Annotated in this window: 22 protein-coding genes; 13 read left to right on the top strand and 9 right to left on the bottom strand. The window is 68.3% G+C overall.

The window, feature by feature from the left end; genetic code table 11:
- The first annotated feature begins 290 nt into the window (after window positions 1-290).
- A complete protein-coding gene (locus ACQEU1_RS24620; RefSeq protein WP_433206078.1) occupies window positions 291-728 on the top strand; it encodes a hypothetical protein in 438 nt (145 codons plus the stop codon).
- Between the two features lie 59 nt (window positions 729-787).
- On the opposite strand, the gene ACQEU1_RS24625 is transcribed toward ACQEU1_RS24620, so the two are convergent.
- Window positions 788-1,552 (bottom strand): hypothetical protein, encoded by a 765-nt coding sequence (locus ACQEU1_RS24625; RefSeq protein WP_433206081.1) that lies wholly within the window; start codon window positions 1,550-1,552, stop codon window positions 788-790.
- A 254-nt stretch (window positions 1,553-1,806) separates the two neighbouring features.
- On the opposite strand from ACQEU1_RS24625, the gene ACQEU1_RS24630 reads away from it, so the two are divergent.
- Genes ACQEU1_RS24630 through ACQEU1_RS24645 form a run of 4 tightly spaced genes read left to right on the top strand, consistent with a single transcriptional unit; the run spans window position 1,807 to window position 3,888 of the window.
- Complete coding sequence (locus ACQEU1_RS24630; RefSeq protein ID WP_012782996.1) at window positions 1,807-2,295, top strand: CarD family transcriptional regulator; 489 nt, start codon at window positions 1,807-1,809, stop codon at window positions 2,293-2,295.
- Between the two features lie 36 nt (window positions 2,296-2,331).
- Window positions 2,332-3,024 carry a 2-C-methyl-D-erythritol 4-phosphate cytidylyltransferase gene (ispD, locus tag ACQEU1_RS24635; protein WP_433206086.1) on the top strand — a complete coding sequence of 231 codons (693 nt, stop codon included), beginning with the start codon at window positions 2,332-2,334 and terminating at the stop codon, window positions 3,022-3,024.
- Window positions 3,021-3,488 carry a 2-C-methyl-D-erythritol 2,4-cyclodiphosphate synthase gene (gene ispF / locus ACQEU1_RS24640; protein WP_433206089.1) on the top strand — a complete coding sequence of 156 codons (468 nt, stop codon included), beginning with the start codon at window positions 3,021-3,023 and terminating at the stop codon, window positions 3,486-3,488. The genes ispD and ispF overlap by 4 nt, the downstream gene beginning before the upstream one ends.
- A 4-nt stretch (window positions 3,489-3,492) precedes the next feature.
- The gene (locus ACQEU1_RS24645; RefSeq protein WP_433206092.1) at window positions 3,493-3,888 is read left to right on the top strand and encodes a PPOX class F420-dependent oxidoreductase; all 396 of its coding nucleotides are present in this window, start codon (window positions 3,493-3,495) and stop codon (window positions 3,886-3,888) included.
- Here ACQEU1_RS24645 and ACQEU1_RS24650 read toward each other — a convergent pair.
- Window positions 3,885-4,178 (bottom strand): DUF6191 domain-containing protein, encoded by a 294-nt coding sequence (locus ACQEU1_RS24650; RefSeq protein ID WP_433206095.1) that lies wholly within the window; start codon window positions 4,176-4,178, stop codon window positions 3,885-3,887. The two genes, ACQEU1_RS24645 and ACQEU1_RS24650, sit on opposite strands and share 4 nt — an antisense overlap.
- 53 nt (window positions 4,179-4,231) lie before the next feature.
- On the opposite strand from ACQEU1_RS24650, the gene ACQEU1_RS24655 reads away from it, so the two are divergent.
- The 6 genes from ACQEU1_RS24655 (at window position 4,232) to ACQEU1_RS24680 (ending at window position 11,652) form a co-directional block, all read left to right on the top strand.
- Complete coding sequence (locus ACQEU1_RS24655; protein WP_433206098.1) at window positions 4,232-5,176, top strand: toll/interleukin-1 receptor domain-containing protein; 945 nt, start codon at window positions 4,232-4,234, stop codon at window positions 5,174-5,176.
- A gap of 25 nt (window positions 5,177-5,201) precedes the next feature.
- On the top strand, window positions 5,202-5,825 hold the full coding sequence (locus tag ACQEU1_RS24660) for an HAD family hydrolase (RefSeq protein ID WP_433206101.1): 624 nt from the start codon (window positions 5,202-5,204) through the stop codon (window positions 5,823-5,825).
- Window positions 5,822-7,216 carry a cysteine--tRNA ligase gene (gene cysS / locus ACQEU1_RS24665; protein ID WP_433206104.1) on the top strand — a complete coding sequence of 465 codons (1,395 nt, stop codon included), beginning with the start codon at window positions 5,822-5,824 and terminating at the stop codon, window positions 7,214-7,216. The genes ACQEU1_RS24660 and cysS overlap by 4 nt, the downstream gene beginning before the upstream one ends.
- Before the next feature lie 5 nt (window positions 7,217-7,221).
- Window positions 7,222-8,193, top strand: a complete 972-nt coding sequence (gene rlmB, locus ACQEU1_RS24670) for a 23S rRNA (guanosine(2251)-2'-O)-methyltransferase RlmB (protein ID WP_433206107.1) — start codon at window positions 7,222-7,224, stop codon at window positions 8,191-8,193.
- A 564-nt stretch (window positions 8,194-8,757) separates the two neighbouring features.
- Window positions 8,758-9,984, top strand: coding sequence for an MFS transporter (locus ACQEU1_RS24675; RefSeq protein ID WP_433206110.1), 1,227 nt, complete (start codon window positions 8,758-8,760; stop codon window positions 9,982-9,984).
- A gap of 309 nt (window positions 9,985-10,293) precedes the next feature.
- The gene (locus tag ACQEU1_RS24680) at window positions 10,294-11,652 is read left to right on the top strand and encodes a GGDEF domain-containing protein (protein WP_285647682.1); all 1,359 of its coding nucleotides are present in this window, start codon (window positions 10,294-10,296) and stop codon (window positions 11,650-11,652) included.
- On the opposite strand, the gene ACQEU1_RS24685 is transcribed toward ACQEU1_RS24680, so the two are convergent.
- The 4 genes from ACQEU1_RS24685 to ACQEU1_RS24700 form a co-directional block, all read right to left on the bottom strand.
- A complete protein-coding gene (locus tag ACQEU1_RS24685; RefSeq protein WP_433206114.1) occupies window positions 11,638-12,453 on the bottom strand; it encodes a metal ABC transporter permease in 816 nt (271 codons plus the stop codon). The genes ACQEU1_RS24680 and ACQEU1_RS24685 overlap by 15 nt on opposite strands.
- Window positions 12,450-13,241, bottom strand: a complete 792-nt coding sequence (locus ACQEU1_RS24690; RefSeq protein WP_433206117.1) for a metal ABC transporter ATP-binding protein — start codon at window positions 13,239-13,241, stop codon at window positions 12,450-12,452. Before ACQEU1_RS24690 ends, ACQEU1_RS24685 begins: the two co-directional genes overlap by 4 nt.
- Window positions 13,238-14,149, bottom strand: a complete 912-nt coding sequence (locus ACQEU1_RS24695) for a metal ABC transporter solute-binding protein, Zn/Mn family (RefSeq protein WP_433206120.1) — start codon at window positions 14,147-14,149, stop codon at window positions 13,238-13,240. Before ACQEU1_RS24695 ends, ACQEU1_RS24690 begins: the two co-directional genes overlap by 4 nt.
- Before the next feature lie 98 nt (window positions 14,150-14,247).
- Window positions 14,248-15,342, bottom strand: a complete 1,095-nt coding sequence (locus ACQEU1_RS24700; protein WP_433206123.1) for an ABC transporter ATP-binding protein — start codon at window positions 15,340-15,342, stop codon at window positions 14,248-14,250.
- 117 nt (window positions 15,343-15,459) lie between these two features.
- On the opposite strand from ACQEU1_RS24700, the gene ACQEU1_RS24705 reads away from it, so the two are divergent.
- Window positions 15,460-16,149, top strand: coding sequence for a phosphotransferase family protein (locus ACQEU1_RS24705; protein ID WP_433206126.1), 690 nt, complete (start codon window positions 15,460-15,462; stop codon window positions 16,147-16,149).
- Window position 16,150: 1 nt separating this feature from the next.
- Here the strand turns inward: ACQEU1_RS24705 and ACQEU1_RS24710 are convergent, their stop codons facing one another.
- From ACQEU1_RS24710 to ACQEU1_RS24720, 3 genes are read right to left on the bottom strand one after another with little or no spacing between them, the layout of a single operon-like run.
- A complete protein-coding gene (locus ACQEU1_RS24710; RefSeq protein WP_433206129.1) occupies window positions 16,151-17,047 on the bottom strand; it encodes a sugar ABC transporter permease in 897 nt (298 codons plus the stop codon).
- Window positions 17,047-17,964 (bottom strand): carbohydrate ABC transporter permease, encoded by a 918-nt coding sequence (locus ACQEU1_RS24715; protein WP_433206132.1) that lies wholly within the window; start codon window positions 17,962-17,964, stop codon window positions 17,047-17,049. The genes ACQEU1_RS24710 and ACQEU1_RS24715 overlap by 1 nt, the downstream gene beginning before the upstream one ends.
- A 59-nt stretch (window positions 17,965-18,023) precedes the next feature.
- On the bottom strand, window positions 18,024-19,283 hold the full coding sequence (locus tag ACQEU1_RS24720) for an extracellular solute-binding protein (RefSeq protein ID WP_382445976.1): 1,260 nt from the start codon (window positions 19,281-19,283) through the stop codon (window positions 18,024-18,026).
- Window positions 19,284-19,505: 222 nt separating this feature from the next.
- Here ACQEU1_RS24720 and ACQEU1_RS24725 point away from each other — a divergent pair, with 222 nt between their 5' ends.
- Window positions 19,506-20,543, top strand: coding sequence for a LacI family DNA-binding transcriptional regulator (locus ACQEU1_RS24725; protein WP_433206135.1), 1,038 nt, complete (start codon window positions 19,506-19,508; stop codon window positions 20,541-20,543).
- The last annotated feature ends 108 nt before the right edge of the window (window positions 20,544-20,651 follow it).

Here is a 20,651-nt window from a genome sequence, read left to right on the forward strand (position 1 = left end):
GCGGCCTTCCCCATCTGCGGCGGGCCCAGCAGCCATCCCGGGGCTGCGAGCGGTCGGCGGCCTTCCCGATCTGCGGCGAGCCCAACAGGCCTCCCCGTCTGCGGGCGACCTACAGGCCTTCAGGTCTGCGGCCGACCGCCTGGCCTCTCCATCTGCGGCGGGCCGGCCGCTCTCCGGGGTTGCGGTTGGCCGACGAAAAGTTTTCGAAGTTTCTTGGCGTGTGTTGTCAATCCGGCGCGGGGGCCGTTCGACGCATCAGTGGAAGGACACGACACAGCCTGGAGGACACCGTGAGCACCGCCACCGCCACCGCGACGCAGACGCAGACCCGCAAGTTCGCCATCGGCCGCTACGCCACCGTCGTCACCCGCGTGCTGACCGGCCTGCTGTTCGCCACGACCGGCCTGAACGGCTTCCTGATGTTCATGCCCGCTCCCGATCCCAGCACGATGGCCCCGGGAGGTGTGGCCTTCAACGCCGCGCTCTACGAGACCGGCTACATGCTGCAGCTCACCTGCGGCGTCCAGCTGGTGGCGGGCCTGCTGCTCGTGGCCGGGCGGTTCGTGCCGCTGGCGCTGGCCCTGCTGGCTCCGGTGATCGTGAACATCTTCCTGTTCCACGTCTTCCTGGAGCCGAGCGGCACGGCCATGGCGGTCGTCGTGGTCGCCGCCGAGATCGGCCTCGCGTGGGCCTACCGCGACAAGTTCCGCCCGATGCTCAAGGCCTGACGCAAGACGAAAAACGCCGCCTCCAGCGATGGGAGGCGGCGTTTTCGTGTGTCAGGGGGTCAGTGACCGCCGGACTCGTTCTCGCTCGTGCGCTTGTGCTCGGACGGCGCCACGGGCACCTCCAGCGTCAGCGAGCCCGCCTTCTCGAAGAGGAACGTGACCTTGATGGTCTGCGCGGCCACCACGTCGCGGTTCAGCTTCTTCAGCGTGCAGCGGATCTCCAGCACCTCGAGGTCCGGGTCCACGGGCGCGGCCGACGAGGACGCCGCGGCGGAACCCGACGGGCGGCCGGAGGACGACGCGGCCGACGACGGGTTGCCGGAGGACGGGGCGCCCGAGGACGGGGCCGACGACTGGGCGCCGGAAGAAGGCGTCACGTTCGACGACGGGGCGCCGGAGGACGGCGTCACGTTCGAGGAGGGCGCACCCGAGGTCGGCACCACGGACGAGGAGGCCGACGTGGACGGCTTCACCGGGGCCTTCGAGGCGTCGTACTCGGCCCGCAGCGCGTACTGCGCCGGGATCTCCTTCGTGCCGACGACCTCGGCCTCGGACTCGGCGGCCTCCGACTTGATGGAGAGCAGCTTGTCCGGGTCGGAACCCGTGTTGGCGATGACGAACGTCAACGGCACGTCGTCGCCTTCGTGGTACCGGTTGCCGTCCGGCGGGAAAGCGAGCATGACGTTGCGCACCGCGATCGGGCCCGCGTTGCCGCTCGCACCGTCGACGGCGGCGACCTGGGTGTCGGTCTGGGTGATCTGACCGGCGCTGCAGCCGACCGCCACCAGGCCTAGGCCCGCGGCCAGCGCTGCCGTCACGATCATCCGGCGAGACACTCCTGAGTTCACGGCTCCAGCGTCCTTCCTAGGGAACAACCACCAGGCAAGGAGCCTAACCGGGGCCCGAATCGAGGGCGCGACTGGCTGCCAGTCGATCTTCGATGGGACGTACCTTGCACGCGAACAGGTGGTTTGTCAACCCCCCGCACGGCCCTGACCAGCACTAACGGATCATCGAGCAGCGATCGAAGGGTTGCCGGACGTGATAGGATGGAGGCATCGAAAGGGGCAGAGGACACATGGTTTTCAAGGTCGGAGAGACCGTCGTCTACCCGCACCACGGTGCCGCTCTCATCGAAGCAATCGAGACCCGCGTGATCAAGGGCGAGGAGAAGAAGTACCTCGTTCTCAAGGTAGCGCAGGGCGACCTCACCGTTCGGGTTCCCGCTGACAACGCCGAAATCGTAGGCGTGCGTGACGTTGTCGGCCAGGAAGGGCTCGACAAGGTTTTCGAGGTCTTGCGTGCTCCCCACACCGAGGAGCCGACCAACTGGTCTCGGCGGTACAAGGCCAACCTTGAGAAGCTCGCCTCCGGCGACGTGAACAAGGTTGCGGAAGTGGTGCGCGACCTCTGGCGGCGCGAAAAGGATCGCGGGCTTTCCGCCGGCGAGAAGCGGATGCTGGCGAAGGCGCGGCAGATACTGGTCAGCGAGCTGGCGCTGGCCGAGGGCACCGACGAGGACAAGGCCGAGGTTCTCCTCGACGAAGTTCTCGCCACTGCTTCTTAACCAATCACATAAAGAGCATCGGATTCAGTCGCGAACATGAGTGTTGTCGCGCTCGTGCCCGCGGCAGGGCGGGGTGAGCGTCTGGGCTACGGGATGCCCAAGGCGCTCGTGCCGGTCAACGGAGTGCCGCTGTTGACGCGTGCCGTACGTGGCCTGTTCGAGTCAGGCCAGGTTCACCACGTCGTCATCGCGGCTCCACCGTCCGATGTGGATCAAGTGCACACCGCAACCGCCTCGCTGGCCCCGGCCGGCGGGGCGGTGCACGTGCTTTCAGGGGGCGCCGAACGCACCGACTCGGTGCGCCTCGCCCTCGACCACGCGCTCAGCGTGATTCCGGACACCTCGATCGTGCTGGTCCACGACGCCGCTCGTGCCTTCACCCCTCCCGAGGTCATCGCCGCCGTCGTCGCCGCCGTGCGTGGCGGGTACGACGCCGTCATCCCGGTGCTGCCGGTCGCCGACACGATCAAGCAGGTGGACGAGGTCGGAGTGGTCGTCTCCACACCTGATCGGGCCGCCCTGCGGGTCGTGCAGACCCCGCAGGGTTTTCGCGCCGAGACTCTCAAAGCCGCCTATTGCTCCGGTATTGCCGCGACTGACGACGCTGGTCTCGTAGAGAAGAACGGCGTCGCGGTGCACACGGTTCCCGGACACGCGCATGCCATGAAGATCACCACCCCGTTCGACCTAGCGGTCGCGGAAGCACTGTTCAGCGGAGGCCAGGAGTGAGGATCGGCCAGGGCGTCGACGTCCACCCGATCGAGGCAGGCAGGGAGTGCTGGATCGCCGGCCTGCTGTGGGAGGGCGTGGACGGGTGCGCCGGCCACTCGGACGGCGACGTGGCCTCGCACGCCCTGTGCGACGCGCTGCTGTCCGCCGCGGGCCTGGGCGACCTGGGCGCCGTCTTCGGCACGTCCGATCCGCGCTGGTCAGGCGCGCACGGTGTGGTCCTGCTCACGGAAGTGCGGCGCCTCATCGAGGAGGCGGGCTACCGAGTGGGAAATGCCACAGTGCAGGTCATCGGCAACCAGCCACGCGTCGGCAAGCGCCGCGAAGAGGCCCAGAAGACCCTCTCGGAGGCCGTCGGCGGCCCCGTCTCGGTCGCCGGCACCACCACGGACGGCCTGGGTCTCACAGGGCGGAACGAGGGCATCGCGGCGATCGCCACCGCGCTGCTGATCTCCGTAGCCTGAGGTCATGGTCACGCTCTCCGCAGCGCAGCACGAGCTCCTCGACGGCCTCAACTACGGCGCGGTCGCCACGCTCGCCGAGGACGGCAGTCCGCAGACGTCGGTCGTCTGGATCACCCGCGACGGCGACGACGTGCTGTTCTCCACCGCCGAGGACCGGGCGAAGGCCCGGCACCTCCGCAACGACCCGCGGGCGAGCATCACCGTCATCGACGTCGCGAACCCCTACCGGTACGCGGAGTTCCGCGGCGAGGCGACGGTGACGACCGAGGGCGCCGCCGAGCTCGTGGACGCCCTGGCCCACAAGTACACGGGCAAGCCCTTTCCCAGCGACAAGGACCCGGACGCCGTCCGCGTGGTCGTCCGCCTCAAGGTCTCGAAGACCACGGGCAACGTGCGCTAACGGGTCCGCTGCGCCGGCACGTTCAGCACGGCCATGCCGCTTTCGAGGTCCACCGGACCGCGCGGCGGCGCGGCGTCGCCCTCCTCGTCGCGCAGCTGCCGCTCCTCCTTGCGGAACTCCAGTTCCTCGCGCTTGCCCGCTTCGAACGTCGCCCCGAGCTCACCGATCCCGGCCGAGGACATCGGCGTGCCCTTCTTCCTGCCGCGGAAGAACCTCTCGAACACGGCGAGGAAGAACAGGGCCGCCACCAACGCGGGCAGCGACATGGCGAACAGGAACCCCAGGCTCATGACTGGACAACTCCCCCGCCGGCGCTGTGGTTCCCGCCACTACCATTCGGCTGGTGCCCAAGTACGACGTGTGCCTCTCCTTCGCCGGCGAAGACCGCCCCTACGTCGACCAGGTGGCCCGCCACCTCACCGAACTGGGTGTTTCCCGCTTCTACGACACCGACGAGCAAGCCGATCTCTGGGGCAAGAACCTCGTCGAGCACCTGGACCAGATCTACCGCCACGACTCGCGGTTCTGCGTGATGTTCATTTCGGAGCACTACGCCCGGAAGATGTGGACCAAGCACGAACGGCAGGCCGCGTTCGACCGCGCGCTGGTGTCGGACACCGAGTACGTGCTGCCCGTGCGGTTCGACGACACGGAGATCCCGGCGCTGCGGGTCGGCACCGGCTACCTGGACATCAGCAACCGCACGCCGCGCGAGCTGGCCGAGATGATCGCGCGGAAGGTCGGCACGGCGGTGAGCGCGCCGCAGCCGGGCTGGGAGTACCAGCTGTTCTCCGACACGGTCGCGATGCTCATGCGCAACCTCAAGGACAAGCGCGTCAGCCACGAGATGGGCACGGCGAAGCCGAGGCGCCTGATCACCGAGGACGTGGACGCGCTGGACACGTTCCGGGCGCGCAGCCGGTCGCTGGACGGCATCCTCAACGCCGTCGAGGACCTGCTGTCGCCCGGCCGCGTGCAGATGGCGTTCGGGCCGCCCGGTCGTCCCGGCGACCGCGACAAGATCAAGCACCTCGCCAACGGCTTCGTGGAGCAGTACGAGGGTCTGCTGGACTGGTCGGCGGAGCTGCGCGGCACGACGACGCCGGACCGCTACACCGCGCTGTACAGGGCCGCGGCCCAGCTCGCCGACCAGCCGCTCAAGCAGATCGAGCAGTTCGTCGAGGAGTTCGCGGCCGCCAGTGACCGCGGTGCGGGCGACCTGCGGCTGACGTTGCGGTACGACCTGGGCGCGGTCGAGGCCGAGCTCAAAAAGGTCCAGACCACCTAGCCGCGGAGAACGTAGAGTCGGGGGCGTGACGATCCGCGCCGCGCTCTTCGACTTCTCCGGCACGCTGTTCCGGCTCGAGCACCCCGAGCTGGAGTCCAACGGTGACCTGATGCGTGCTCTCACCGCCCCGGTCGGCATCGCCGACGGCATGGACCCCGAGCTGGTCGCCGCGTGGCACCGGCGCGACCTCGACGTCGACGTGCACCGCTGGGTGCACGTGAGGGTCCTCGAGGACGCGCTCGTGCCCGACGCCGAGGCCTTCTACGACCAGCTGCTGCACCCCGAGTCGTGGGTGCCGTACCCGGACACGAAGGCGACGCTGGAGCACCTCGAGGACATCCCCGTCGCGGTCGTCAGCAACATCGGCTGGGACATCCGCACGGTGTTCGAGCTGCACGGCCTGACGCACCTCGTCGACGAGTTCGTGCTCTCGTACGAAGAAGGGGTCATCAAGCCGGACCCGAAGATCTTCACCACGGCCTGCGAACGGCTGGGCGTCGATCCCCGCGATGCGGTGATGGTCGGCGACAGCCAGGAGGCGGACGGCGGAGCGGAGGCCATCGGTTGCTCCTTCCGGCTCGTCAACCCGGTTCCGACGAGTGACCGCCCGGACGCTCTTTTGGATGTGGCCCGTACCATTCCCGTGTGAGCCTCCACATCTACGACACGGCGAGCCGGTCCATGCGGGAGTTCCACCCGCAGGTCAACGGAACGGCGTCGATCTACGTGTGTGGGGCGACCGTGCAGGGCGTGCCGCACATCGGGCACGTCCGCAGCGGCCTCAACTTCGACGTCCTGCGTCGCTGGCTCGCCCACGACGGCACCGACGTCACGCTGGTCCGCAACGTCACCGACATCGACGACAAGATCCTCACCAAGGCCGCCGAGCACGACCGGCCGTGGTGGGAGTGGGCGTACACGCACGAGCGCGCGTTCGAGGACGCGTACGACGCGCTGGGCTGCCTGCCGCCGTCGTACGCGCCGCGCGCCACCGGCCACATCACGCAGATGGTCGAGCTCATGCAGCGCCTGATCGACAAGGGCCACGCGTACGACGTCGACGGTGACGTCTACTTCGACGTGCGCTCGTTCCCCGAGTACGGCGCGCTGTCCGGGCAGAAGCTCGACGCCGTCGAGCAGGGTGAGACGGCCGTGCGCGGCAAGCGCGACCCGCGCGACTTCACGCTGTGGAAGGCCGCCAAGCCCGGTGAGCCGTCCTGGCCGACCCCGTGGGGCGACGGCAGGCCCGGCTGGCACCTGGAGTGCTCGGCGATGGCGACCGAGTACCTCGGCGGCACGTTCGACATCCACGGCGGCGGGCTCGACCTGATCTTCCCGCACCACGAGAACGAGCAGGCGCAGTCGCGGGCGGCCGGTGACGGCTTCGCGAACTACTGGATGCACAACTACTGGGTGACGCTGTCCGGCGAGAAGATGGCCAAGTCGCTCGGCAACACCGTGTCCATCCCCGCGATGCTGGACAAGGTCCGCGCGCAGGAGCTGCGGTACTACCTCGTCTCCCCGCACTACCGCTCGCACATCGAGTACTCCGAGGGCGCGCTGGACGAGGCGGTGACGGCGTACGGCCGCGTCGAGTCGTTCCTGCGCAGGGCCGTGGAGAAGCTCGGGCCGATCGAGCTCCGGGGCGACATGTGCCCGGACTTCGTCGCCGCGATGGACAACGACCTGAACACGCCGCAGGCCGTGGCCGCACTGCACAACAAGGTGCGCCAGGGCAACACGGCTCTTGCCGACGGTGACGACGACACGGCCCGTTCCGCGGCCGAGTGCGTCCGCCGGATGGCTGACATCCTCGGCGTCGACCCGTTGTCGCCGAAGTGGAACGACGCGTCGTCTGCCGACACCGGCATGCGGCAGGCGTTGACCACCCTGGTGGAGCGACTGCTCGTCGAACGCCAGGAAGCCCGCAAGAGCAGGGACTTCGCGCGTTCCGACGCGCTGAGGGACCAGCTTTCCGATGCGGGCATCGCCGTCGAGGACACCCCCGGCGGTCCGCAGTGGACTTTGAAGGACGACTGACTTCCGTGGCTGGCAACTCCAAGCGCAAGGGCGCGATGCGCAATCCGGGCTCGAAGAAGGGCGCGGTCACCGGCTCCGGCGGACAGAAGTCCAAGGGCCTGCAGGGCAAGGGCCCGACCCCGAAGGCGACCGACCGCCCCAACCACCCCGCGTACAAGCGCGCGAAGGTGGCGGCGAAGATCGACGCGAGCAAGACCCAGCGTCGCCAGAAGACCGAGAAGGCCCAGGCCGAGACCGTGGCGGGCCGCAACCCCGTCGTGGAGTGCCTGCGCGCGGGCACGCCGGCGACGGCGCTGTACGTGGCGCTCGGCATCGACGCCGACGACCGCGTGCAGGAGGCCGTGCGCCTGGCCGCCGACCGGGGCATCTCCGTGCTGGAGGTGGCCCGCGGCGAGCTCGACCGGATCACCGGCGGCGCGATGCACCAGGGCCTCGGCCTGCAGGTGCCGCCGTTCGAGTACTCGACGCCGAACGAGCTGCTGGAGATCGCTCAGCGCTCCGGCCGGCCGCCGTTGCTGGTGGCGCTGGACGGTGTGACCGACCCGCGCAACCTGGGTGCGGTCATCCGTTCCGCGGCCGCGTTCGGCGCGCAGGGCGTGGTGCTGCCGCAGCGGCGCAGCGCGTCGATGACCGCCGTCGCCTGGCGCACCAGCGCGGGCACCGCGGCCAAGACGCCCATCGCGATGGCCACCAACCTCACGCGCACGCTGCGTGACTGGGCGGAGGCCGGTCTCATGATCGTCGGCCTCGACGCGGACGGCGACGTGGACGTCGACGGCCTCGACCTCGCCACCGGACCGCTCGTCGTGGTGGTCGGTTCCGAGGGCCGCGGGCTCGGGCGTCTGGTCAAGGAGACGTGCGACCAGACCGTGTCGATCCCGATGGCGGCGGGCGTCGAGTCGCTCAACGCGTCGGTCGCCGCAGGTGTCGTGCTGGCCGAGGTGGCGCGCCGCCGGCGTATCGACGCCAAAGGCTGATTGCCTGACGTTATCGGCTGGTTCGTGACGCCAAGGGCGTTCATTGGCCGACGTTAGTGATCGTTTTCCTGCCCGCGAAACCGGTTTAGGTTCGCGGGCGGGAAAGTCGACTTTTCACTCTTGCCAGATCCACGCTGCCGATCGCATGACAAACCGCGTGGCCTATTACGCGCCACTCCCGAGCGCGGGTACCGTCGTCTCGATCGCCATTAACGGGTCCTGCCGGTCAGGAGTCGGAGCCGGTTGCACCGGTTGGGCGAGCACGCGGCACCCGTTTGGCACCGGCTGACACATGGCGTGACCATTTGGGGTCCAATCAGGCGAACCCGAGGTCAACTGTGAAGAAGATCAGCTCTGTGTTTCACTATTGTAACTACTTTAGGTAACTGCTCTGCTCCGTTTAGGTACACACTGTGGTAGGACAGACGTTGAACGGTCAGGCAGCTTCTACCGTGATTGTCGATAGGAATTGATTACCACCGGCGGGGGCGACGTGACTCGGCGTAGAGCGAATCGGGACGTGCCGATTCGCCGCGCGCGGGCAGCGGCTCCGCGAGGCACCGCATGACGACCCGCGGGACCCTCCGCGAGCTCGTGGGTTTGCGCGAGTTCCGCGCGATGTGGATCGGCTCGACCGCATCGACCGCCGGCGACCAACTCGCGGCGGTCGCATTGTCACTGCTCGTATTCGAGCGAACACAATCCGCTGCCTGGACCGCGCTCACGTGGTCGTTGACGCTGTTCCCGCCGCTGATTTCGGGGCCGTTGCTCGGCTGGGTCGCCGACCGGTTCCCGCGCCGCACGGTAATGGTGACGACGGCCTGGATGCAGGCCGTGCTGATGGGTGCGATGGCCGTTCCCGGCATGCCCCTGTGGGCCATGATCGTGCTGCTCGTGGTGGTGCTGGCGATCTCCTCGCCGTACCTCGCTGCGCAGGAGGCGAGCCTGCCGAACGTGCTGCCGCCGAAGCGCTACGACGACGGCGTGGCGTTGTTCGGCACGTCCGTCGACATCGCGCAGATGGCGGGTCTGGCGGCGGCCGGTTTCCTGGTCGCGCACACGAGTCCCGGCCTCGCGCTCGCGATCAACGCGGGCACGTTCGTGTTGCTCGCGGTCCTCGTGCAGACGTCGGTGAAGCACCGGCCGGCCGCGGATCCGCTGGGCCGCAAGAAGAAGGACGACGAAGAGTCGCGCGGCGTGCTGACCCTGATGGTGTCGGAACCGCGCCTCAGGACGTTGCTGGGCGTCCGTCTCCTCGCGGGCCTCGCCATGGTCCCGGAAGGACTCGCGGTACCGCTGGCGGCGAGCTTGAACGCCGTCTGGGCGGTCGGTCTGATCCTCGCCATCGAGCCCGCGGCGAACGTGCTGGGCGTGGCGTTGCTCTTCCGTCTGGTCAGGGATCCGGCGAAGCGGGAACGGCTCATCGGGCCGCTGGCGATCCTGTCGCTGGCGCCGTTGATCATGTTCGCATTCAACCCGAACCTGACCTGGACGATCGTTTTGCTGGTGATTGCCGGTATAGGCGGGGCTTATCACACACCCGCTCGTTCGGCGTGGATGCGCCTGCTACCCGACCAGTACCGCGGCAGGGCTTATGGCATTGGGCGCGCGGCGTTGCGTTCGAGCCAGGGCGGTGGAATGGCGCTGGCGGGTGTCGTCGCCCATTCGATCGGATCGGTGACGGCCACGATCGCGGGAGCGGGCGGTATCGGACTGCTGCTGGCGACGCAGGCCACCTTCGCCTGGCGACGGGCGAGGGGTCGCGCCGACACGAAGGCGGTGGCAATCTGAAACAGAACGGTCACCAATAGCGATATCCGTCGTAGAGGCATCAGGATGCGGTGTGGAAGTCGAGTGGAGGAAGGGCAGCGCTAGAAGTCTCGGTTGCACATGGAAGGACACCTCCTCGTTGCGACGAGCGGCAGCGTGGTGGTCTACGACCTGGTCAGCGGCGGCTTGGCTCATGAAGTGCCATGAGCGTAGGGGGTCGTGGTGAAGAACAGTTTGACTGATCGCAGGCGATCGCGGGCACTCGGCTTGACTCCGATTCGCAACTGGGACCTTTGGACCGTTGCGCCTAGTGCGATCGCTTACTTTTTCGTGCTCGAAGCGGCCGTAGCCGTTGCCTCCATCTGGCTCCTGACGAAGCTCACGTCCGTCTCGACCGCCGACTGGCTCCGCTTCGGCGCTTTGATCGCCGCGATCACCATTCACCTCACGATCGTGCGCAGAGCCGAAGAGGCCCGCCGCAACGAGGCCTCCGGCCCCCACATAGACCTGACCTCGGTCTGGACCTTCGCCGCGGCCGTCGCACTGCCCGGCGGCCTGGCCGTGATCGCCACGATCTGGATGCGCATCCTGATCCAGCCGATCGCCCGCCGCCAGCCGTACCGCTTCGTCTTCGGCACCGCCTCGATGCTCGCCTCAACGCTCCTCTCCTGGGCGTTGGTGCACCTTTCGGGCGTTTCGCTCGCCGCGACCGGAAACGTGCCGACCGACCTGAGTCTGGTCCTGATTCTCGCGATAGCCGCGGTCCTCTACTGGTTCGTCCAGGTGATGACAGTCGCCGTGGCATTCAAAATCGTGACGCCGAACTCGAAGGTCCTCGACTTCCTCGGTTCCAAAGTCGACAACATGCTCGAAATGAGCACGCTCGGCGCGGGCGCGATGCTCGGCATGCTCATGACGACCCACTGGGTGGGCCCGCTGCTGCTCGCCGTGCCGGTGATCCTCGTCAACGCCCTGCTGTCCAAGGCGGGCGAACGCCGTGCGCACCTCGAACGCCTGCTGCGCGAACAGGAACAGCTCCACCAGCGGCTGGCCGCGGACGCCCACACCGACTACCGGACGGGCCTGCTCAACACCAACGGCCTGGCCGAGTACGCGGGCCGCCTCGCGGAACGCTGCCGCCTCGACGGCGAACCGATGACCGTCCTCGTCATCGACCTCGACCACTTCAAGCGCATCAACGACACCTGGGGCCACCCCGCGGGCAACGCCGTGCTCGCCGAGGTGGGCCGCATCCTGCGCGAGAAGCTGCGCCCCGGCGACGTGGCCGGCCGCGACGGCGGCGAGGAGTTCGTCGTGGCGCTGAAGGACACCCCGGTCGCGCAGGGCGTGACGATCGCCGAACGCATCCGCGAGGCCATCGGCTCCCTGGCCGTGCCGACCACCGACAAGCACCGCAACGTGGTGACGCTGTACGGCCGCGAGACCCAGCCCTCCGAACCCGAGGGCGAGTCGCTGCGGGCGATCTCGGCGTCGATCGGCGTGGCGGTCATCCCGGACAACGGGCCGGACATGGCGACGGCGCAGCACTCGGCGGACGCGGCGCTGTACAAGGCCAAGGAGAACGGCCGCAACCAGGTGCGGGTCGCCGGCCTGGACATCCCGCCGCGCCTGATGCCGGCGCCGCGCCAGGACGACGTGACGAAGCCGATCAGCTCACGCAGTGCGTGAGCGGCGCGACGACACCAGCCGGCACACCAGGTAGATCACGAAGCTGACAGCCGTCACCATCGCGGACACGGGCAACCCGGGCTGCAGCGACAACAAGATCCCACCGACGGCAGCGACCTCGGCGAACACCACCGACAGCACCGTGGCCCGCAGCGGCGAAGCCGAGATCCGCATCGCCGCGGCCGCCGGCGTGATCATCAACGCCAGCACCAGCAACGCCCCGACCACCTGCACCGACAGCGCGGTGGCCACCCCGACCAGCACCGCGAACACGATCGACAGGGTCCGCACCGGCACCCCGCGTGACACCGCCACGTCGGGGTCGACGGACGCGAAGAACAACGGCCGGTAGATGAACGCCAGCGCCACCAGCACCACGACGGACGACCCGACCAGCAGGTTCAGGTCCGTCGAGTCGACGCCGACGATCTGGCCGGTCAGCAGCCCGAACTTGTTGCTGGCCCGTCCCTTGTAGAGCGCCAGCATGAGAATGCCCATGCCGAGTCCGAACGCGAGGATCGCCCCGATGACCGAGTCGCGGTCGCTCTCCCGCCGGGACAGCACGCCGAGCAGCACCGCGGCGAGGATCGATCCGGCCAGAGCGCCGTAGCCGACACCGACGCCGAGCAGCAGCGCCGCCGCACCGCCGGTGAAGGCGAGTTCGCTGGTCCCGTGCACGGCGAACGCCATCTTGCGCGTCACGACCAACGGCCCCAGGACGCCCGCCACCAGCCCCAGCACGGCGGCCGCGATCAGCGCGGTCTGCACGAAGTCGAGTTCGAGCAGGTCCAGAAAGCTCACGACGCGGCCTCCGCCGACAGGTGGTGCGTCTGCTCCTCGCAGGCGCCGGCGCCGACCACCAGGATCTGGTCGCGCACCCGCACGACCTCGACCGGCGTCCGGTACAGCTCGGACAACGTGCGGGAGTTCATGACCTCTTCCGGCGTGCCGACGCGGAACCGGCCGCCCACCAGGTACAGGACCCGGTCCACCAGCGGCAGCACCGGGTTCAGCTCGTGCGTCACGAACAGCACGGCCGTGTCGGACTCGCGACGGCGCTTGTCGATCAGCTCGGACACGACCCGCTGGTTCGCGAGGTCCAGCGACAGCAGCGGTTCGTCGCAGAGCATCACGGTCGGGTCCCCGACGAGGGCCTGGGCGACGCGCAGCCGTTGCTGCTCGCCACCGGACAGCAGCCCCACGGGCGAGTCGGCGTAGCGGGTGCCGCCCACGGACTCGATGGCGGCGTCCACGCGGATGCGGCGTTCGCGGCGGCCTCGCCAGCCGAAGCCCCACGCGTGGCCGTCCAGGCCCAGGCCGACGAGGTCGCGGCCCCGCAACGTCATGGACTGGTCGAGCGCTCGCTGCTGCGGGATGTAGCCGATGGCGTGGCTGCCGCCGGCGACGGAGACCGTGCCGGCCGACAGCGGCTGGAGGCCCAGCAGCACGCGCATCAGGCTGGTCTTGCCGGAGCCGTTGGGGCCCAGGACGGCCAGGAACTCACCCGGTTCGACGTCCAGGTCGAGGCCGCCCCAGAGGACTCTGTCGCCGTAGGACAGCTTCGCCACGCGCAGCGAGATCGCGCTCATGCCTTGAGCGCCTGCGCGAGCGCGTCCACCTGCTTGGTCATCCAGTCAAGGTAGCCGGTCACGCCCTCGGGCAGCGTCTCGGTCACGGCAACGACCGGCACACCGGCCGTGCGAGCCTTCTCGACCACGCTCTTCGTCACCTGGTTCTCCGTCTGGGTGTTCTCGACCAGCACGTTCACCTGCTTGCCCTCGACCAGCTGGTTCATCGACGCGAGCGCGGCGGCGGGCACGTCCGCCTCCTCCTCGATGGCCTTGCTGAACGCCTCGGGCGTCACGTCCTGCGCGCCGGACTCCTCGATCAGGTAGTGCGCGATCGGCTCGGTGACGGCGACCTTCTTGCCCTGACCGGCGCCCGCGACCTTCTTCTCCAGCTCCTCGATGCCGGCCTTGAAGTCCGCCGCGTTCTTCTCGAACGTCGCCTTCTGGTCCGGTGCGAGGCCGCTGAGCTCGGTCGCCGCGGCCTCGGCCACCGCCTCGACGGTGTGCAGGTCGTACCAGACGTGCTCGTTCACGCTGTGGTCGTGCCCGTCGGCGTCCGGCGTGCCCGTGGACGGCTCGGCGTGGTTGTCGGCCAGCGGGAACGCCTCGATCTTCTTGGTGGCGTCGCTGGTGATCAGCTTGGCGAAGAAGTCGTCGTAGCCGCCGCCGTTGAAGATGACCAGCTTGGCGTCCTTGACCAGCGCGGCGTCCGCGGGCTTGCTCTCGTACGAGTGCGGGTCGGCGCTCGGGTCGTCCAGCAGGGCCTTCACCTCGACGGCGTCGCCGCCGACGGCCTTGACGACGCTCCCCCAGACGTTCGTGGAGGCCACGACCTGGATCTTGCCGTTGTCGGCGGACGGCGTGGACGTGCCACACGCGGCCAGGCTCACCACGGCAAGAGTGCCGACCAGAGCGTTGCGGAGAGTCATCACGCCGTCCCTCGATCAGGTAATGGAAACCGTTGTCGAGTTCATATTACGACACGAAAAAGCCCCCGGCGGTCACGCCGGGGGCTCGAACGTGTGACTCAGGACTCCAGGCGCTCGCCCGACTCGGGGTGGAACAGGTGGATCTCGCTGTGGTCGCGGACGGCGACCTTGACGTGCTGGCCGAGGGTCGGCGGCGTGCGGCCGTCGACGCGGACGACGAAGCGCTGCGACGACTCACCGATCTTCACGGCACCGTGCACGAGCGCGTCGGCACCGAGCTCCTCGACGAGCTCGACGGTCATCTCCATGCCCTCCTCGCCCGACGGCACGATGCCGAGAGCCTCGGGGCGGATGCCGAAGGTGACCTCGTCCAGACCGCCGGCGGCGTCGAGCGCGGCACGGGACAGCGGCACGATGATGCCGTCGAGCTTGGCACCCTCCGCGCTGATCGGGACGGTCTTGAGGTTCATGGCCGGCGAGCCGATGAAGCCGGCGACGAACGCGTTGGCCGGGCGGTCGTACAGCGCGCGAGGCGTGTCGCACTGCTGCAGCAGGCCGTCCTTGAGCACGGCGACCCGGTGGCCCATCGTCATGGCCTCGACCTGGTCGTGCGTGACGTAGATCGTGGTGGTGCCGAGGCGCTGCTGGAGGGCGGCGATGTTGGCACGCGTCTCGACGCGCAGCTTGGCGTCCAGGTTGGACAGCGGCTCGTCCATGAGGAACACGGAGGGCTCGCGCACGATGGCGCGACCCATCGCGACGCGCTGGCGCTGACCACCGGAGAGCGCCTTCGGCTTGCGCTCCAGGTACTTGGTGAGGTCGAGCATCTTGGCGGCCTCTTCGACCTTCGCCCGGATGTCCGCCTTCGACACACCGCGCAGCTTGAGCGCGAAGCCCATGTTCTCCGCGACGGTCATGTGCGGGTAGAGCGCGTACGACTGGAACACCATGGCGATGTCCCGGCCCTTCGGCGGGACGTTCGTGACGTCCTTGCCACCGATGTGGATGGCGCCCTCGTCGATGTCCTCCAGGCCCGCGAGCATGCGCAGCGCCGTCGACTTGCCGGAACCGGACGGGCCGACCAGCACCAGGAACTCGCCGTCGGCGACCTCCAGCGAGAGCTCGTCGACCGCGCGGACCGGCGGGTTGCCGGAGAACACGCGCGACGCCTTGACGTAGGACACCTCTGCCATGTGACGCACCTTTCACCCTTGTCTGGACGCGACGTTAGGTGTTGCAAGCGCTTACGTGAACAGACGAAAGCGCTTACGTTCCAGCGCGGCACAACGTAAGCGCTTACGTTCAGAGGCATGAACGAAACGCCGCTGCCAGGCGGCTTCATCAACGAGGTCGTCCGGATCGGCGACACGGTCCGGCGGCCGCTCTGCGCCCGCTCGCCGTTCGTCCACCGGCTGTTGCTCCACTTCGAACAGCAGGGGTGGCGGGGTGCGCCGCGGTACCTCGGCGTGGACGGGAAGGACCGGGAGGTGCTGGTGTTCCTCGACAGCCACGTGCCGGAGCGGTCGTCCGAGGGCCTGGCCGAGGTGGCGCGGCTCGTGCGGGAGTTCCACGACCTGACCGCGGGGACCGAACTGGCCGGTGACCAGGAGGTCGTGTGTCACAACGACCTGTCGCCCAAGAACACGGTCTACCGCGACGGCGTGCCGTTCGCGTTCATCGACTGGGATCTCGCCGCACCGGGCGAGCGCATCCACGACGTCGCGCACGTGTGCTGGCAGTACGTGGACCTTGAAGATCCAACGGTTGTGGCGGAAGGACTCCGCACGATCTGCGACGCGTACGGCCTGGAGGACCGCGGCCGGCTCGTGGAGACGATCCTGTGGTGGCAGGACCGGTGCGCGCACGGCATCGAGACCGACCCGGCACTGGCCGGGTTGCGCGAGTCGGGCGCCGCCCGGTCCGTCCGCACCGCCCACGCCTGGTTCACGGCGCACCGGGCAGAGCTGGAGGCGGCCCTGAAGCCGCCTCCAGCCGGGTGACTCAGCCCTTGACGGCGCCCGACGCGAGGCCGGTCACCAGGAAGCGCTGCACCAGGTAGAACACGACGATCGCGGGGATCGCCACCAGGATCGACGCGGCGGCGAGGTGCCCCCACTCGGTCCTGTTCTGCTGCACGAACACCTGCAGCCCGACCGCCAGCGTCTTCGACTCGTCCGCGGCGGACAGGAAGGCCGACGCGAACGCCACCTCACCCCAGGCCGTCAGGAAGGCGTAGAACGACGTGACCGCCAGGCCCGGCTTGGCCAGCGGCATGATCAGCCGCCAGAACACGCCGAACGGCGACAGCCCGTCCACCCGCCCCGCCTCGTCGATGTCCGACGGCACGGTGTCGAAGTAGCCCTTCAGCATGTACGTGCAGAACGGCACCGCGGTCGTGCAGTAGACGAGCACGAGGCCGAACGTGGAACCGTTCAAACCGAGGGCGATCAGGATGTTGTACAGCGGCACGATCAGCACCGCGAACGGGAACATCTGCACCAGCAGGAACGACATCATCAGCGATCGCTTGCCGGGGAACCGGAAGCGCGACGCCGCGTAGCCGGTGGTGGCCGACAGGAACACCGCGATGACCGTGGTGAGCAACGCGATCACGACCGAGTTGCCGAACCACGCGAGGAAGTTCCCCTTGTCCCCGGCCAGAATCCGCGTGTAGTTGTCCACAGAGGACTCGTTGAACAGCTTCGGGGACGGCTCGACCGCGCGGGCGTCCGGCTTCAGCGAGGTGATGAACACCCAGAAGACCGGGAACACCGAGATGATCGAAGCGATCACCAAAGCGCCGTGCAGCCCGACAGAAGCGAGGGCGGAGCGGTCGGTGCGCTTGCGAACCGGACCGGCGGCTTGGACGACCTTCAAAGAAGAAGCGTCGAGCGTCATCACCACACCTCGCCCTGATTGCGCAGCGCCCGCCGGTACACCGCGGCGAACACCAACAACACCGAAAGGATCAGCACGCCGTACGTCGAGGCGATGGCGTAGTCGCGGGACGCGCCGGAGAAGAAGCGCTCGAACGCGTAGGTCACCAGGATCCGCGTGTTCGGGTTCGGGCCCGCGATCAGGTAGATGACCGGGAACATGTTGAACGTCCAGATGATGCCGAGCAGCACCACGGTCGACGACACCGAACGCAGGCCCGGCAGCGTCACGTGGCGGAAGCGCTGCCACGGCGTGGCGCCGTCCATCTCGGCCGCCTCGTAGAGGTCACCGGGGATCGACTGCAGGCCACCGAGCAGAGCCACCATCATGAACGGCGTGCCCAGCCAGACGTTCACGATGATCACCGACACCAGCGCCCAGTTCGACTGACCGAGCCACACGGGGTCCGGCAGGCCGACCGATCGCAGCAGCTGGTTGATGATCCCGTACTGCGCGTTGAACATGTACTTCCACGCGAACGCGCTGATGAACGCGGGCACGGCCCACGGCAGGATGAGCAGCACGCGGTACAGCGTGCGGCCCTTCACCTGGCGGTTCAGCAGCAGCGCCAAGCCCAGACCGATGGTGTAGTGGAAGAACACGCACGAGAACGTCCAGATCAGCGTGCGCACCAACGTGGACCAGAACGCGCCGAACGACTCCCCGCCGGAGAGCACGTTCAGGTAGTTCTTGAAGCCCACCACGTCGTAGGTGGCGGGGCGTTCGAGGATCGGGTTGGCGATGTTGCCCTCGTTGATGTTCGTGAAGGTGAAGAACACGCCCTGCGCGAGCGGGTAGAGCACCAACACCGCGATGACCACCACGACCGGCAGCACCATCGCATACGCGTACCAGTACCTGTCCAGGAACCGACGCACCGAGACTCCCCTTCCGGCGAACGGCCGGGGCTCAGGAGAACCCCGGCCGTTCAACACGATCAGCCGATCGAGTACTCGGTGACGACCTTCTCCTTGTACGCCTTCGCGACGTCGTCAAGGGCGGTCTTGGCGTCCTTCTTGCCGGCCAGGAAGTCCGCGTAGCCGACCTTCAGCGGGTCGAAGAGCTCGCCGCCCTCGGGGATCCACGGACGCTCGTGCGCGACCTTGGTGACCGGCTCGAACGCGGCCACGACGGCGTTCGCCTTGACGTCGGCGTTCTGGTAGGCCGACTTGCGGGTCGGCAGCAGGCCGAGCTCCTTGGCGATGGTCGCCTGCGACTCGACCGACGCCATGCAGGTGATGAACTTGATGGACGACTGCTTCGCCTTGGTGCCCTGGCGGATCACGTAGTCGTGGCCGCCGACCGGCGCGCTGCCCTTGCCCGCTGACGGGCCGGGAACGGCGGCGATGCCGAGGTTCGCCGGGTCGCTGAACGCGGCGCCCTTGAGGTAGTCGGCGACGGCCCACGGGCCGTTGATGACCATGGCGGCCTCACCGGACGAGAACGCGGCCTGCATGTTCGAGTACGAGTTCGTCGCGTCGAGAGCCGTCGTCGCGGACTTCGAGTCCAGCAGGCCCTTCGCGGTCTCCAGCGCCTTCACGTTCTGCGCGGAGTTCACGACGATCTTCTTGGCGGACGCGTCGACCAGGTCGCCGCCCTCGCCGTAGATGAACGGCAGCGCGTAGTACGCGTCGTTGTTGAGGAAGAACGCCTTCTCGCCACCCAGCTTGGCGGCCGCGGCCTTGAGCTCGTCCCACGTCTTCGGCGCCTCGACGCCGGCGTCCGCGAGCTTCTTCTTGTTGTACAGCAACGCGAGCGAGTCGGTCACCTGCGGCACGGCGTAGGTCTTGCCCTCGTACTTCGTGGAGCCGAGCGGGGCCTCCAGGAAGTCGGACGTGTCCTTCGCGAGGTCGGTGTCGGACAGGTCTGCGACGTAGCTGAGCTTCGCGAGCTGCGGCACCCACGCGACCTCGGAGCGGAAGACGTCGGGGCCCTGGCCGCCCTGGGCGGCGGTCTTGTAGTTGTTCAGCGCGCCGTCGAAGGCCTGCGTCTCAACCTTGACCTTGTAGCCGTCCTTGGTGGCACAGCCTTCCGCGATCTTCTTGAACACCGGGCTCTCGTTCGGGCCACTGGTGTCCCAGAAGGTCACTTCACCCGAGTCGGATCCGCTGTTGCTGCTCGATCCGCCGCTTCCGCACGCGGTGAGCACGAGGGCGACACCCGTCGCCATGGCGGTCACGAGGGTTGTCCGTCGCATCGTTGCTGCCGTTCCCTCCAGCTGGGGCCTCGTCTCCGAGTGAGACAAGGGTCTTGCAAGGTTTTGCGAGAATGTTGCGGGCGATTTCACTACCAGAACCATGGTCAGGTCAAGACCAGGACCGTAACCAAGCCGTAACGGCGCTGTCTTGCAAACGCTCGTTGCAAATTTTTTCTGAAGCGGGCAGGCTTGCGTCAAACGTGATCTGAGCTGGGAGGCAACGTGTCCGGACTGTCCGAGATCGCCAGGGCAGCCGGGGTGTCCATCTCGACCGTCAGCCGTGTTCTCAACAGGCGCGCGGGTGTGAACGAGGAGACCCGGCAGCGGGTGCTGTCGGTCCTCGCGGAGATGCCGTACACCCCGCGCGGACTCGGTGCGCTGCAACGCACCGGCGTGATCGGCCTGCTCGTGCCGGAGCTCTCGAACCCGGTGTTCCCCGCGTTCGCCGAGGCGCTGGAGACGCGGGCCGCCCGCCTGGGCTACTCGTCGCTGCTGTGCAACACCCGCAGCGGCGCCCCCATGGGCGAGGAGGAGTACGTCCGGATGCTCCTCGCGCGCGGCGTCGAGGGCATGGTGTTCGTGTCGCCGGAGATCACCAACGTCGAGGTGCCGCTCGGGCAGGCGCCCCGGCCGAGCTACTACGCGAAGCTGCTCGCCGACGGCGTGCACATGGTGTTCCTCAACGGCGCCACGCCCGCGCTGGACGTGCCGGACGTGACGGTCGACGAGCAGCTCGCGGGCTACATGGCCACCCGGCACCTGATCGAGCTCGGCCACGAGCGGATCGGGTTCGTGTCGGGCCCGGCGCGCTCGCTGCCGTCCCGGCTGAAGCGCGCCGGCTGGGCCGCGGCGCTCGAGGAGGACCACCTGCCGGCGGGCGGCGAGTACGTCGCGCACGCGCCGTTCAGCGCGGAGGGCGGCGGCCAGGCCGTGGCGCAGCTGCTGGACACGGTGACCCCGACGGCGGTGATCTGCTCGTCCGACCACATGGCCCTCGGGGTCATGCGCGAGGCGCACCAGCGGGGGATCTCGGTACCGGAACAGCTCTCGGTCGTCGGGTTCGACGACATCCCGCTCGCCGCCTACTCGTCGCCCGCTTTGACGACGCTCGCGCAGCCGATCGAGGAGATGGCGGCGGCCGCGATCGACGAGCTCGTGCTGCGCCTCGACCCGGATCGCCGCAGGCAGGGGACCGACAACTACACCCGCGTGTTCCGGCCGCGGCTCGTCGCGAGGGAATCGTCTGCGCCGCCGAAGTGAGATGACCGATTGACCTAATTGGTCTGGACCAACTTCTTGACAAGGCAGATGGGTCAACCAGCGCCGATGCGTCATTTGAGGGACGCGGGTCACCCTGACTTCACGAAT

This window comes from Lentzea sp. CA-135723, assembly GCF_050936595.1.
Lineage (GTDB): Bacteria > Actinomycetota > Actinomycetes > Mycobacteriales > Pseudonocardiaceae > Lentzea.